Source organism: Sphingomonas bacterium, from assembly GCF_903644135.1.
In the GTDB taxonomy this organism is placed as follows: Bacteria; Pseudomonadota; Alphaproteobacteria; order Sphingomonadales; family Sphingomonadaceae; genus Sphingomonas.
The window spans coordinates 1-13,751 of record NZ_CAHJXA010000040.1 but is presented as its reverse complement, the minus strand read 5'-3'; the positions used below and the strand labels follow the sequence as shown (position 1 = coordinate 13,751).

Genomic DNA, 13,751 nt, shown 5'->3' with positions numbered 1-13,751 from the left:
TGGCGGGAACGTCGACCAGCCGCTGGCGGCTCTTGGTCGCGGTGACGATGACGTCGCCGCTGGTCTCCGTCGCCTCGGCCTGGGCGGCTGCCGCGGCGGGCGCTACCGCCGGTCCCTGGTCGGTGCCGCCGGCCAGGCCCCGCTGGCCGATCCCCTGCTGACTTCGCAGCACCATGATCGCCCCGGAGGGCGCCGTCCGCGCGACCAGGCCGCTGGAGGCGAGCAGCATCCCGATCGCGGCGTCGGCCGTATAGGGCCCGCGCAGACGCGGCGCGGTCTTTCCCCGGACGAGGCTGTCGGCGAAGATGATCTGCTTGCCCGAGGACTGGCTGACGGTGCGCAGCGCTTGGCCCAGCGGCATGGCGGCGATGTCGAAGGTCCGTGTCTGCGCCCAGGCCGGCGCGCCGGCCATCAGCAGGGCGATCGCACCGATCCGCGCCGATGTGCCGAGACCCTGAAGACGCGAGTGACGAAAGCGCATGGTTGATCCCCCTGATGCTGGGTGACCTGCTAGTCTCCCCATATCATTAAGGACGCGCTCCGATCGCCGATCCTCAAAAGATTCTTAAACGGGTGCGACGGGGACTCAGTGTTTGGATCGATCGGCAGCGATGACGATGTCGCTGCCGCGATCGGTCGCGGCCACCGGCAGATAGTGCACGACCGCATCGACAAAGGTCGCAGTATCGCCGGTTTTGAAGACGCCGCTGATCCTCATGTCGGCGGCGGTGGCGGCGACGACCACCGGCTGCTCGGTGTAGCGGTTGATGCGCGCCGCCACGCTCGCCAGCCGCTCGTTGTCGAAGTCGAGCATCCCCGCCTCCCACGCGCCGGTCCGCTTGAGGTCGACCGTCGCCAGCGTGGTGCGCGACGCCGGCCGGAACACCGCCTGCTGACCCGGTGCCAGCACGATGTCGGTCGGCGGCGGCCGGCGGAAGGCGGCGAGCGGCGGCGTGGCACCCTGCGACGGGGTGATCACGACCCGCCCCTCGATCAGCGTCACCAGCTCGGTCGGGCCGAGCAGGTCGATGTTGAACGCCGTGCCGGTGGCGATCACCGTGCGGCCGCGCGCCTCGACCAAGAAGGGGCGCAGCGGGTTGTGGGCGACGTCGAACCGCGCCTGCCCGGCGAGCAGCACTAGCTTGCGCTGCTGCCTGGTATAGCGGACCTCAAGCCGCGAGGATGCGTCGAGCGACACGCGCGAGCCGTCGTCGAGCGTGATCGTGCGCCGCTCGCCGCTGGCGGTCTGAAAGCTTGGCGGAAAGACGCTGCGCCACCATGCGCCGCCGCCGACGCCAGCGACAAGCAGGACGAGCACGCAGCTGGCCACCAGTGCGAACTGGCGGGACGTCGCCCAGCGCGAGCGGCTCGCCCGCTGCGCCCGGCGCAGGGCATCGCGGCGCAGCTGCAGCAGGTCGGGCGAGCTGGACTGCTCGCCGACCGCGATCCAGCCGGCCTGGACATGGTCCCAGGCCGCCTGGTGGGCCGGGTCGGCGACCAGCCACGCCTCGAACGCTGCGCTGCTTTCCAGATCATGGTCGGCAAGATGCGCCTGCCAGAAGCTCGCCTCGGCAAGGCGGCTGACATGGGCGCGGTCCCGCTCGTCGGCGTTCATCGCTCGCCGCGCTCCAGCCGTAGCGCGAGGTGCAGCGTCGCGCGCATCACCTCCTTCTCGACGGTGCTGCGGCTCAGGCCGTAGAGGTTGGCGATGTCTCGTTGCTTCATATTTTCCAGGCGGAATAGGATGTACATGTCTCGGGTTCGCTCGGGTAACGCGCTCAAGGCGCGCACGACCCGCCCTACCTCGTCCTTTGCTAGTAAGACGCGTTCCGGGTGCCGATCCTCAACCAATTCCGCGACCAGGCTCGCGACCCGGCCGGCATGGACGTCGGACAGGAGCGTCGCGCCGCGCACGCCCTCGCGTCTTGCACGGTCGCGCAGCAGGTTGAGGGCGATGCGGAAGACATAGCCCTTGGCGTCCGCGATGCCGTCGCCCGGGCGCTCGCGCAACAGCCGCGAGAACACCTCCTGGGTCAGGTCCTCGGCCTCGCCGGGGTCCTTCACGCGCCGGCGGAAGAAGCTCAGCAGCGGCCGGCGGAACTCGGCATACAGCGCCTGGGTGGACGAGTGTTCGCCATCAGGGTTCGGCTTCATGCAGCGCTCCTTTGCTAAATGATGAAGCCAAACAACGGCCGACGCAAATGGCTTTGGCGAAGGGCTCGGCAAACGATGCCGCAACCGCGCGAGCACGAGGTTTGACGGATTAGGCGCCGTCGTGCGTCTTACCTTGATGAAGGCTGGGGAATGATGTGGCCATGTCCATGTGGCAGCGTCTCTCACCCGGACCGATAGCGCGCGGGGGAACGACGGCATGAGTTCGGCGAAGACGATGGGCAGTGCGCGCGTGCGTCGGCTGGGTGTCTTGCTGCTCGCCGGCGGCGCGCTGTCGCTCGGTGCCTGTGGCCGCGACACTGCCGGCGGCACGGTGCCGCAATGGGCGCAGGAGACGGCGCACACCTACGACACCACGCTTGCACCGGACGAGCTGAAGAAGCTGGGCGTCGCCTGGGAGTTCGACGACTTCACCGTGCGCGGCCGCACCCATCGCGGCATGGAGGCGACACCGGTCGTCGTCGACGGCGTCCTGTACGTCACCGGGCCGTGGAGCGTCGTCTACGCGCTCGATGCCAAGACCGGTGCGCAACTCTGGCGCTACGACCCCGAAGTCGACGGGCATTTCGCGCGCCATGCCTGTTGCGACGCGGTCAACCGCGGCGTCGCGGTGGCCGACGGGATCGTCTATGTCGGCACGCTCGACGGCTATCTCGCGGCAGTGAACGCCAAGACGGGCAAGCCGCTATGGAAGGTCGATACCCTCGCCGACCGCAGCATGAGCTACGCCGTCACCGGCGCGCCGCGGATCGCCGGGCGCAACGTCGTGATCGGCAATGGCGGCGCGGAGATGGGCGCTCGCGGCTATGCCAGCGCATACGACCGCAAGACCGGCAAGCTCGCCTGGCGCTTCTGGGCGGTGCCGGGCGACCCGGCCAAGGGCGACGAGACCCCCGAGGTCACCGAGGCGCGCAAGACCTGGGACCCGCATTCCGCCTGGGGCTTTGGCGGCGGCGGCACGCCATGGGACTCGATCGTCTACGATCCGGAGACCAACATCGTCTATATCGGCACTGGCAACGGGATGCCGCACCCCAAATGGCTGCGCAGCCCCGCGGGCGGCGACAATCTGTACCTGTCGTCGATCGTCGCGCTCGACGCCGATACCGGCCGCAAGAAGTGGCATTATCAGACGACGCCGGGCGACAGCTGGGACTATACCGCCACGCAGAACATGATCCTGGCGAACCTGAGCGTCGGCGGCCGCGAGCGCCGCGTGATCATGCAGGCGCCCAAGAACGGCTTCTTCTACGTCCTCGACCGCGTCACCGGCGAGCTGCTGTCCGCGCAAAAATACACGGTCGCTACCTGGGCCGACCATGTCGACCTGAAGACCGGCCGCCCGGTCTTCACCGAGCAGGGCGACTTCTCCAAGGCGATCAAGCTGGTCTGGCCGTCCGAGTTCGGTGCCCATAACTGGCATCCAATGTCGTACAGCACCGCGACCGGCCTGGTCTACATCCCGGTGCTGGAGGCACCGATGACCTTCAAGATGAAGCCGGTGCCCTGGCAGCCCTATACCGTGATCCAGGGATCGGAAGCGCTGTTCACCGACGCCAACACGCCCGCGCCGCTGCTCGCGAGCCAGCCCAAGCCCAAGATCGATACGGTGCTCACCGCCTGGGACCCGGTGCGACAGAAGGCGGTCTGGACCGGCAAGCCGCAGCCCTTCTACGGCGGCGGAACGATGACGACGAGCGGCGGGCTGGTCTTCGAGGGCAGTTCGGACGGCTATCTGACGGTCTATGACGGGCGCGACGGCACAGTCCTGCAGCGGATCGCCATCGGCACCGCCGTAATGGCGTCGCCGATGGCGTACACCATCGACGGCGAGCGCTACGTCGCCGTTACCGCCGGGCTCGGCGGCGCGGCGCTTGGCGGCTACCCGCCGGATGTGGTCGCGAACCAGCGCGTCAACACGGAGCGCCTGATCGTCTTCAAGCTGGGCGGCGCGGCACCGGCGCTGCCGCCGCTACAGGTTGCCGCCACGGTAAGGCCCGCGCCCGCCCAGTATCGCGGCACCGCGGCGATGGTACGCCATGGGGCCGATCTGTTCGCCACCAATTGCTCCAACTGTCACGGCACGCCCGGCAATGCGACCGGCTATCCCGACCTGTGGAACCTGCCGCCGTCGACCCATGCGGCATTCCAGGCGATCGTCCATGACGGTGCCTTCAGCTATGCCGGCATGTCGTCCTTCTCCGACGTGCTCAGCAAGAAGGACATAGACGACATCCACGCCTTCATCAGCACACCGCCCAAGGCCGTTCCGCCGGTCAAGGATCACAACCAGTGACCGGCCGCGTCCATGCCCTGGCAAGCATCGCCGCCCTGTGCGTGACAGCCGTTGCGCCGAGCGTATCGGCGCAGACGATCGAAACGTCGGCGCTGCACCTGGCGGATGCGACGAAGATCGCCAACGAAGCGGTGAAGCTGGCGGCGGACGGCCCGCCCGTCGCCGTCGCCGTCACCAATGCGGAGGGCAACCTCGTCGCGGCGCTGCGGATGGACGGCACGTCCTTCATCAACCTGGAAGCGGCCGAGCAGAAGGCGCGGACGGCGATCGTGATGGCGTCGCCGACCAAGCAGGCGGAACAGGCGCTTGCCCATGGCGACCTGACGCTGCTCGGCATCAAGGGGATGCTGCCCATGGCGGGCGGCGTGCCCATCCTGCTGGACGGTAATGTCGTAGGCGGCATCGGCGTCAGCGGGCGGGAGCCGGTCGAAGACGACGCGCTCGCCGTCAAGGCGGGGCAGGTGTTCGGCAAAGGCCCGAAGACCGCCCGGTAAGTCGCTTCCGCTTTCTCGACCGCAACAGCTGGCCGGAACAGCGCTGCACAAATTGGAAATGGGATCGGTCGCCGCGAGACGGCGATGAAGGAGATAAGCAATGCTGGTTGGTGTGCCCAAGGAGATCAAGGTCGACGAGTACCGGGTGGGACTGACCCCGGCCGCGGTGCAGGAGTTCGTCGCCCATGGCCATGCCGTGATCGTCGAGGCCGGGGCGGGTGCCGGTATCGGATCGGATGACGACGCCTATCGCCTCGCAGGTGCCGACATCGCCGGCGAGGCGGACGCGATCTTCGCGCGGGCGGACATGATCGTGAAGGTGAAGGAGCCGCAGGAACGCGAATGGGCGATGCTACGCGAAGGCCAGATCCTCTTCACCTACCTCCATCTCGCGCCCGACCCCGCCCAGACCAGGGGGCTGCTCGACAGCGGCTGCATCGGTGTCGCCTATGAGACGATCACCGATGCCGCCGGCGGCTTGCCCCTGCTGGCCCCAATGAGCGAGGTCGCGGGCCGGCTGTCGATCGAGGCGGCCGCCTTCTCGATGCGGCGGACCGCCGGCGGGCCGGGCCTGCTGATGGGCGGCGTCCCCGGGGTCGCGCCGGCGCGCGTGATGGTGATCGGTGGCGGCGTCGTGGGGCTGCACGCCGCCCGGATGGCGGCGGGCCTTGGCGCGGAGGTCGTCATCCTCGACCGCTCGCTACCGCGCCTGCGCGCGATCGACGAGCTGTTCGGCGGTCGCATCGCCACCGCCTTCTCGACGGCGCACGAGATCGAGCGGCAGGCCGGGCTCGCCGACGCGATCATCGGTGCCGTGCTGGTCGCCGGCGCACGCGCGCCCAAGCTTATCACGCGCGACATGCTGTCGCGGCTGAAGCCGGGCGCAGTGCTGGTCGATGTGGCGATCGATCAGGGCGGATGCTTCGAGACCTCGCGGCCGACCACCCATGCCGACCCCGTGTTCACGGTCGACGGCGTGACGCATTACTGCGTCGCCAACATGCCCGGCGCGGTGCCGCGCACGTCCAGCTACGCGCTCGGCAACGCCACCCTGCCGTTCGGCCTGGCGCTCGCCGACCGCGGCGTCGACGCCCTGCGCGCGGACGAGCATCTGCGGGCGGGGCTGAACGTGTTCCGCGGCCGACTGACCAGCCTGCCCGTCGGCAACAGCCTCGACCTGCCGGCAATCACACCGATGGAGGCGCTGGCGGCTTAGAGAGAACAGCTTTCCAGCCTGATCGCCGCCACTATTGTCCCGCCGCCTTGATCACCACCCGGGTCGAGCCGCCGACGCGCAGATATTTGCCGACGACGCGCTGGACGTCGGCGGCCTGCACCTCCTCGACGCCCGACACCGACGTGCGCAGCGCGTCGAGCCGGCGCGGATCGCGCTGCGCCTCGGTCAGGCCGGTGACCCAGAACGCATTGTCCTGCCGGTCGCGCTTGCGCGTCTGGATCAGCGGTTCCTTGGCGCGGGCGAGCTCGTCGGCGCTGACCGGATGCTGGGCCATGTCGGCGATCATCTCGGCCAGCTCGGTGTAGAAGGTCGCGATCTTGGCCGGCGGCACCTCGACTAGCCCGAGGATGAAGCCATAGTCGCGCAGCGTGTCGGACGACGACGCCTGCACCGTCGGCGAATAGGTGCTGCCCTCCGCGGTGCGCAGCCGGTCGGTCACCCGCGTCTGCAGGATCTCGGCGGCGACCGCCAGCGCGCGCGCGTCCTTCTGGCTCTCGAACAGGCCCGGCGCGGCCCAGGCCTCGACCGCCGCCGCCTGGTCGGGGCGGCCGGTATGGGACAACACGATCGGCGTCGCCGCCGGCTTGGGAAACCGCACGACCTCGCTCGCAAGGCCCGCCGGCGGACGCGACGGCAGTGTTCCGAAGGTCGCGGCGGCCTGGGCGATCGCCGCCTCGACATCGACCGCGCCGACGATCGTCACATCGAGCGGCCCGGACAGCGCCGGTGCCAGGATCGAGCGCACATCCTCCGGCCTGCTGGCGGCGAGGTCGGCGGCGCTGGGCAGCCGCGACCACCGCCTGTCGCCGCCGTGCAGGATGACCGACGCCTCGCGGGTCAGCACCGTCATCGGCGTAGCGCTGAACTGCGGCAACGCCTGCGCGACCAGCGGCCGCATCCGGTCATAGGCCTCGGGACGGAAGCCGGGATCGGCGAGGTACGCGGCAAGGAGCTGCATCTGCGTCGGCAAGTCGGCCGGCCGGGTCTGCCCGCGCAGCAGGAAGGCGTCGTCCTGGATGCTCAGCGCCGCGCTGGTGACCTTCCCGACCAGCGCCTGCTGGATCGCGCTGGCGGAAAGCTTGCCGGTGCCGCCCTCGACGAACACCGGCGCGGTGCCGTTCACCGTCCAGAAGGATCGCGCGCGGTCGAGCGGCAGGCCGAGGCGGCCGGTGCCGAACGCGGCCGCGATCTGCACCTCGTCCCTGGCAAAGGCAGTCGGCTTGACCGTCAGCCGAACGCCGTTGGCGAAGCGCACCTGCGTGATGCCAAGATCGGCGATCGCCCGCCGCTCGACCACCGCGCCGGGCTTGCCGAACGACGCATAGGGCCAGTCGACCGTCGCTGTTGCGGTACCGGCGATGACCTTGTCGGCGCGCGCGGCGTCGACCGCAGTCTTCACCGCCGCCTTGCCGCCGGCCGGTGCCTGCTCGGCGGCGACGAACACCAGCGGGCCGGCACCGGCAAACGCGGCGCGAAGCGCAGCGTCGGTTTCGGCGACCTTGATCGTCTTCGACCAGGCCAGCACCTGCGCATAATCCTGCACGGGGCTGGTCGCGACCTCGTTCTCGTCGACATTTTGCAGGATGTTGTCGACGATCTCGACATTCTTGCGGGTGTCGCCGCCCGTTGCAGCGTTCTGGAACACCGCCGACAAAGTCGACACCGCGCGGTCGAGTTCGGCCTGGGTGAAGCCGAAGGTCATCGCCCGCTGCTGCTCGTCGAGCAACACCTTAAGCGCGGCGAGCCGCTTCTCGGGCGGTGCGGTCAGTGACAGGTTGGTCAGGTTCGCCGACTTGAGCACATTGTCCTGCCCGAACGACGCCGCGAGGAAGGGCGGGTTGGGCTGGCGGGCGATGTCGGCGAAGCGCTGGTTGAGCATGGTGATCGCGACCAGCCGCACGAAGTCGATCCGCTCGCGTGTGTCGGTGTCCGCCTGATCGTTATAGGCGCGCGCCCAGGTGACATAGGTGTGGTCGGGCGCGCCGGGTTCGGCGAACGCCCGCACCTGCTCGTCGCGCTGTTTGACGCTGCCGACGTCGAGCTCCGGTGGGGGAGCGCCCTTCCCCTTCCAGTCGGCGAAGCGGGTCTTGATCTGCGCTTCCATCGCGGCCGCGTCGAAGTCGCCGACCGCGACCACCACCGCGTTCTCCGGCCGGTAATGCGCCTCGTAATAGGCGCGGATGCGCGAGACCGGGGCGGTGCGGATGATGTCGACCAGGCCGATCGGCCAGCGCTTCGGGGCCAGCTGGCCTTCAAGGTCGAAGCCATACTGCGCCTTGATCGCATGATAGCCGGGGCTGTCGCGCAGCCGCTCCTCCGACAGGATGACGCCGCGCTCCCCGTCCATGCTCGCCTGCGACAGCGTCAGCTCGCTGGCGATCTCGCGGAAGAAGCCCAGCCCGGTGTCGATGCTGTCCTGGTCGGCGCGCGGGAAGTCGAATTGGAAGATCGTCGCGGTCTGGCCGGTCGAGGCGTTGGTGTCGGCCCCGAACGCCAGGCCATGGCGCTGCAGCACCCGCATCATCTCGCCATCGGGCACATGGGTGCTGCCCCGGAACGCCATGTGCTCCAGGAAGTGCGCCAGCCCCTGTTGCTCGTCGGTCTCGGCCATCGATCCCGAGCCGATGTAAAGGCGCAACGACATCTGCCCCGCCGGCGTCGCATTGTGCATCACCGCATAGCGCAGGCCGTTGGGCAGTTGGCCGAAGCGGATCGCGGGATCGGGCTTGCGGCCGGTATAGCTCTGCGCCCAGACGCCGCCGCGCTTCGCCGGCAGCTGCGCGACCGCCGCCGTCGACAGGACCAGCGCCGACGCCGCAACCAGCAAGAACCGCTTCATCATCATTCCTTCTTCCATCAGCCTGTGCCGGCCGCATAGCACCAAACATCTCGTCGCGCCCGTCGGCGAGAGGGAAGCGACCGAATAGCGGCCGATGCCGCGCCGTCGGCCAGCGGCGTTGCCTCAGGGCGGCTGTTACAACCATATCGGTTGGACGCTTAACCGGCCGATAGGCTCGTTGGACCAGAAGCGCGATCGGCACTGCTTTGGCATGGCACGAGACAGCTTGCCTTTGGAGGACAATGACGATGCTCTGGAAATCCCTTTTCTTCCCCGTCGCGCTGGCGTGCGTCGCGGTCGGTTTGACCGCCACGCCGGCGCTGGCGTCCACCCAGGGCACGCTCGGCGCGACGTCGACGGGCAACATCACCATCACGGTGACGGTGCCCAACCGCGTGCAGATCACCGGCCTGAACGACGTCGCCTTCACCAACGTGGACCCTTCGACCACGGCGACCAACGCGCAGAGCAACTGCGTGTGGAGCAACACCGCGACCAAGGGCTACACGATCACCGCCACCGGCAGCGGCACCAGCGGCGCGTTCACGCTCGCCTCGGGTGCGCTCACGCCGGTCGCCTATAGCGTGCAGTGGAACCAGTCGACGGGGCAGAGCTCGGGCACGGCGCTGACCGCGGCGACGGCATCAAGCACGTTCAACTCGACCGCAACGACGCCGACCTGCGCGACCGCGCCGGCGACCTCGTCGAGCCTGATCGTCAGCATCACCTCGGCCCAGCTGCTCACCATGGCGTCGCAGACCAGCTATACCGGCACCCTGACCCTGCTCGTCTCGCCCGTCTGACCGCGGGCGGCGTCGGGGGTGCTGGTGTGGCGAGGCGCGGCTGGATCTTGGCGATGCTGCCGGCGCTGCCGCTGTCAGTCGTCGGCAACGCCGTCGAGGCGCAGACGGTACGCCTGACCAAGCTCGCCGACGTTGCGTTCGGAGCCTTGTCCTCCACCGCGGTCGATGTCACCAACAGCCAGAGTGTTTGCGCCTATGCGAGCAGCCTGACCGGACTCTATAGCGTTCGCGCGTCGGGCAGCGGCACCGGCGGCGCGCTCACCCTGGCGGGCAGCGCGACGGCGATGCCCTATGAGCTGCAATGGGCGGCGGCCCCCAACCGGTCATCGGGCACGGCGCTGGCCGCCAATACGACGGTCGGCGGCTTCAGCGGCGGCCTGGTCGTCGATCAGACCTGTTCGCTGCTCAACCCGGCCACCGCCAGCCTGATCGTGATCCTGCGCTCCGCGGCGTTGAGCGGTGCCACCGCGGGCAGCTATTCGGGGTCGCTGACGCTCATCATCGCGGCGCAGTAGCCGCGGCGCATGGTGGTCGTGCGTTCCCTTCGCCGCGATACGCTCCGGCTCTCCCTGTTCGTGTTAGCGTTGGTCGTAGGCGCGGCCGCACACGCGGCGAACGACATCCCGCGGGTGAACACCAGCCGCCCGGCGGGCTTCGACTCGCTGCTCCAGCCCCAGGAGGCGATCGCCGACGTGGTCATGGGTGGTCGCCTGCTCGGTCAGGCCCGCGTCCGCTACAGCCCGGGCAAGGTCACGGTGCTGGACGTCGATGCGCTGGTCGCGCTCCTGCCCGATCTCCTCGACCCGGCGGCGATACGCGCGGCGCTGGCGATGCCCGACCTCGACTCGCATCCCGGCATGGTCTGCCGCGCCAATACCGATGCCGAGCGTGCCGCCTGCGGCATCTACCACCCTGCGGTCGCCGGCGTCGTCTTCGACGACCAGCGGTTCCGGCTCGACGTGTATGTCCATCCCGGCCTGCTCGCCGTTCACCCGGTGGCGACGCGCGGCTACCTACCCCGGCCGCAGCCGGGCGTATCGCTGGTCGACCGGTTCGGCGGCAGCATCGCCGGCAGCGGCGGCGATGCATTTTACGGCCTGCAGAACCGCGCGATCCTGGCGGAGGGCGCCGCCCGGCTTCGGACCGACCTGTCCTTTTCGTCCTACGAGGGCCTGACGGTCGATACCTTAGCCGCCGAACTCGACCGGCCGGGGGTGCGCTATGCCGCCGGGGCGCTGTGGGTGCCCGGGATCGAGCTGATCGGCCGTCGCCGGCTGATCGGCGCGGGCGTGGCGAGCCAGGTCGACACACGGCTCGACCGCACCTCGATCGCGGGCACGCCGCTGATCGTGTCGCTGCCGCTGCGGGCGCGGGTCGACATCATTCGCGACGGTCGCCTGCTGACCTCGCGCAACTATGAGGCCGGCAACCAGGCGCTCGACACGACCAGCCTGCCGGATGGATCGTACGAAGTGGTGCTGCACATCGAGGAAATTGGCGGGACGGCGCATGACGAACGCCGCTTCTTCACCAAGAACGTCGCGATCGCCGCAATCGGCGAGCCGATCTTCTTCGCCTATGGTGGCCTGCTGGGGCGCAATCGCCGCAATGCGCCGTTCGCGACCAGCGGCACCCCGCTGTACCTCGCCGGCATCGCGCGCCGCTTCAGTCCTCACCTCGCACTCGACGCGAGCGTGATGGGCACGGACCGGACCGGCCTGCTGGAGCTCGGCGGCTACCATCTGGGCCAGGCGGCACAGGTGCGGCTGGCCGGGCTCGTCTCGGTGCATCGCGACGCCGGCGTCCTGTTCCAGGCCAGCTCGTCGGGCGTCGCGCGGCTCAACTACACGATCGATGCCCGCCGCGTCTGGAGCCACGACGACCGGCCGTTGATCCCGCTGGGCGAGGACGGCGGCGACTATGGCGGCATCGCCGTCGACCGGACCGCACAGCTGGCGGCCGGATCGTTCACCCAGGTCAACGCGACGATCAGCTACAACCTCAAGCCGGGCCAGATCGGCGTCACGGGGTCGTATCGCCGCGATCCTCGCGCGGGGCGAAGCTATGCGATCGGGCCGACCCTCTATTGGCCGCTGGTCGAGCGCGCCGCCGTGCAGGTCAACCTGCGCGGCGACATGACGGTGTCGAACCACGGCAGTTCCGTCTTCATCGGGCTGACCTTTCAGCGCGTCCGCGCGCGCTCCTCGCTGACCGCCAGCTTGGGCGCACGCGCGACATCGGCGACGAGCGACAACCATGACGCCGCCGTCATCGGGGCGGTCGGCGGATCATGGCACCGGCCCGACGTGCTGGGCGGCGACGCGACGCTGGCAGGCGATGTCGAGCGGGAGGTGAGCGGCACGCTTGTACGAGGACGCGCCGATCTCGCCGCCCGCCACGCCACCCTCGATGTCGACGTCGCCCAGCCCATCGCCGGCCATGACGGCGCGACGCAATACGGCATCAACTTCCAGACGATGGCGGCGGTGACGTCCTCGGGCATCGCCCTGCAGGGCCGCGACCAGAACGACAGCATCCTCCGCGTCGCCGTCCAAGGCGCCCCTCGCGGCGCGCCGTTCGAGATCCTGGTCGACAATGCCGCGCGCGGGATCGTTCACGCCGGGACCGAAACGTCGATCGCGGTCGCGCCCTATCGGCAATATGCCGTCCGTATCCGCTCCGTCGGCGGCGACATCATCCAGTTTGACGGCAATACCCGCCTCGTCAGCGTCTATCCCGGTAATGTCGGCCGCCTGGTCTGGTCCGCCCGCCGCGTGGTTGCGATGTTCGGACGGGCCGTCTGGGCGGACGGCACGCCGGTGGCAGACGCCGCAGTCTATGTTGCGGGCGCGATCGGCGGGACGGATGGTGACGGCTATTTCCAGATCGAGGCAGGCAGCGACGACGTGCTGAAGATCCAGAGCCCGGACGGGCGGACATGCCGGCTGCCGCTCAGCGCTCGCCCGGCGGCGCTGGGCTATGCCGCGCTCGGTACGCTGACCTGCCCCAGGCCGAGCCCGCCCATGCAGTTCGCCGTGAGCAAGCCATGATGGAGACGATGATGCGCCGATGGATGGTATCGGGTCTGACCGCCCTCACCGCAGCCACAGCCACGCCGGCTTCGGCCGATCTCGTCCTCAACCAGGTGATCGTCGACCTCGTCCCGAACAAGGTCCCGCGCATGGATATCGAGGCGGCGAATACCGGCAAGGAGCGAATCTACGTCGTGGTGGAGCCGTCGGAGATCGTCCACCCCGGCCAGCCCGACGAGGCGCGGGTCGCCAGGGCCGACCCGGCGCTGCTCGGGCTGCTCGTCACGCCGCAGAAGATCATCCTCGAACCCGGCGAGCGCAAGCTCGTCCGCATCGCCTCGGTCGGGCCGCGCGGTCCCGCCGAGCGCATCTATCGCGTCACGATCAAGCCCGTCATCGGCGACGTCAGCGCCGCCAACACCGCGCTGAAGGTCCTGGTCGGCTATGACGTGCTGGTGATCGTGCGTCCCATCGTCATGACCGGAGCGGTGACGGGAGTACGCACGGGCAGTCATCTCGCCCTGACCAACAACGGCACGACCAATGTCGAGATGTTCGATGGCCGGCAATGCGATGCCGCGGGTGCCAAATGCACCAGCCTCCCCGCGCGACGCCTCTATGCTGGTGCCGGCTGGGAGCAGACGGTCGATCCGGTCGGCCCGATCACCTACCGCATCAAGACCGGCGACAGGATAGAGCAACAGCGGTTTTGACCGACATCGTGATCCCGGGAGTTCCTCGCGATGATATCCGCTCGCCCAGGTCGGAAGCGGTCTTGCGCCGCAGCGACGGGGAGCTAGGTGTTTGGTCCCGATGATTGATGGTGCGGGTTTGAGGTAAAGCGGGCAGGTTCGTTTTGCCACGCTTTGCAGATGGCT

The 13,751-nt window shown here is 69.1% G+C and carries 11 protein-coding genes; 7 read left to right on the top strand and 4 right to left on the bottom strand.

The genetic code is table 11. The features are described from left to right. From HUU96_RS03915 to HUU96_RS03905, 3 genes are all read right to left on the bottom strand, one after another. Window positions 1–481, bottom strand: a 481-nt coding sequence (locus HUU96_RS03915; protein ID WP_217430259.1) for an STN domain-containing protein, incomplete at its 3' end; no start/stop codon positions are given. A gap of 105 nt (window positions 482–586) precedes the next feature. Then, complete coding sequence (locus tag HUU96_RS03910; protein ID WP_174291551.1) at window positions 587–1,615, bottom strand: FecR family protein; 1,029 nt, start codon at window positions 1,613–1,615, stop codon at window positions 587–589. Beyond that, on the bottom strand, window positions 1,612–2,154 hold the full coding sequence (locus tag HUU96_RS03905; protein ID WP_174291550.1) for an RNA polymerase sigma factor: 543 nt from the start codon (window positions 2,152–2,154) through the stop codon (window positions 1,612–1,614). The genes HUU96_RS03910 and HUU96_RS03905 overlap by 4 nt, the downstream gene beginning before the upstream one ends. 217 nt (window positions 2,155–2,371) lie before the next feature. Between HUU96_RS03905 and HUU96_RS03900 the strand changes: the two genes are divergently transcribed. The 3 genes from HUU96_RS03900 to ald all read left to right on the top strand — a co-directional run bounded on the left by HUU96_RS03900 (window position 2,372) and on the right by ald (window position 6,178). Beyond that, complete coding sequence (locus tag HUU96_RS03900) at window positions 2,372–4,468, top strand: PQQ-dependent dehydrogenase, methanol/ethanol family (RefSeq protein ID WP_254604963.1); 2,097 nt, start codon at window positions 2,372–2,374, stop codon at window positions 4,466–4,468. Then, a complete protein-coding gene (locus tag HUU96_RS03895) occupies window positions 4,465–4,962 on the top strand; it encodes a GlcG/HbpS family heme-binding protein (RefSeq protein WP_174291549.1) in 498 nt (165 codons plus the stop codon). Before HUU96_RS03900 ends, HUU96_RS03895 begins: the two co-directional genes overlap by 4 nt. Before the next feature lie 100 nt (window positions 4,963–5,062). Beyond that, window positions 5,063–6,178 carry an alanine dehydrogenase gene (ald, locus tag HUU96_RS03890; RefSeq protein WP_174291548.1) on the top strand — a complete coding sequence of 372 codons (1,116 nt, stop codon included), beginning with the start codon at window positions 5,063–5,065 and terminating at the stop codon, window positions 6,176–6,178. A gap of 31 nt (window positions 6,179–6,209) precedes the next feature. Here the strand turns inward: ald and HUU96_RS03885 are convergent, their stop codons facing one another. Continuing rightward, on the bottom strand, window positions 6,210–9,038 hold the full coding sequence (locus tag HUU96_RS03885; protein ID WP_174291547.1) for a M16 family metallopeptidase: 2,829 nt from the start codon (window positions 9,036–9,038) through the stop codon (window positions 6,210–6,212). Between the two features lie 248 nt (window positions 9,039–9,286). Between HUU96_RS03885 and HUU96_RS03880 the strand changes: the two genes are divergently transcribed. The 4 genes from HUU96_RS03880 to HUU96_RS03865 all read left to right on the top strand — a co-directional run bounded on the left by HUU96_RS03880 (window position 9,287) and on the right by HUU96_RS03865 (window position 13,586). After that, window positions 9,287–9,841 carry a hypothetical protein gene (locus HUU96_RS03880; protein WP_174291546.1) on the top strand — a complete coding sequence of 185 codons (555 nt, stop codon included), beginning with the start codon at window positions 9,287–9,289 and terminating at the stop codon, window positions 9,839–9,841. Between the two features lie 53 nt (window positions 9,842–9,894). Next, window positions 9,895–10,356 (top strand): hypothetical protein, encoded by a 462-nt coding sequence (locus HUU96_RS03875; protein WP_174291545.1) that lies wholly within the window; start codon window positions 9,895–9,897, stop codon window positions 10,354–10,356. A gap of 114 nt (window positions 10,357–10,470) precedes the next feature. After that, window positions 10,471–12,891, top strand: a complete 2,421-nt coding sequence (locus HUU96_RS03870; RefSeq protein WP_174291544.1) for a TcfC E-set like domain-containing protein — start codon at window positions 10,471–10,473, stop codon at window positions 12,889–12,891. 11 nt (window positions 12,892–12,902) lie between these two features. Continuing rightward, window positions 12,903–13,586, top strand: coding sequence for a hypothetical protein (locus tag HUU96_RS03865; RefSeq protein ID WP_174291543.1), 684 nt, complete (start codon window positions 12,903–12,905; stop codon window positions 13,584–13,586). The last annotated feature ends 165 nt before the right edge of the window (window positions 13,587–13,751 follow it).

Bases quoted from the DNA above. Each gene is read 5' to 3' on its own strand.
- HUU96_RS03910 (WP_174291551.1), bottom strand. From the start codon at position 1,615: ATGAACGCCGACGAGCGGGACCGCGCCCATGTCAGCCGCCTTGCCGAG.
- HUU96_RS03905 (WP_174291550.1), bottom strand. From the start codon at position 2,154: ATGAAGCCGAACCCTGATGGCGAACACTCGTCCACCCAGGCGCTGTAT.
- HUU96_RS03900 (WP_254604963.1), top strand. From the start codon at position 2,372: ATGAGTTCGGCGAAGACGATGGGCAGTGCGCGCGTGCGTCGGCTGGGT.
- ald (WP_174291548.1), top strand. From the start codon at position 5,063: ATGCTGGTTGGTGTGCCCAAGGAGATCAAGGTCGACGAGTACCGGGTG.
- HUU96_RS03885 (WP_174291547.1), bottom strand. From the start codon at position 9,038: ATGAAGCGGTTCTTGCTGGTTGCGGCGTCGGCGCTGGTCCTGTCGACG.
- HUU96_RS03880 (WP_174291546.1), top strand. From the start codon at position 9,287: ATGCTCTGGAAATCCCTTTTCTTCCCCGTCGCGCTGGCGTGCGTCGCG.
- HUU96_RS03875 (WP_174291545.1), top strand. From the start codon at position 9,895: ATGCTGCCGGCGCTGCCGCTGTCAGTCGTCGGCAACGCCGTCGAGGCG.
- HUU96_RS03865 (WP_174291543.1), top strand. From the start codon at position 12,903: ATGCGCCGATGGATGGTATCGGGTCTGACCGCCCTCACCGCAGCCACA.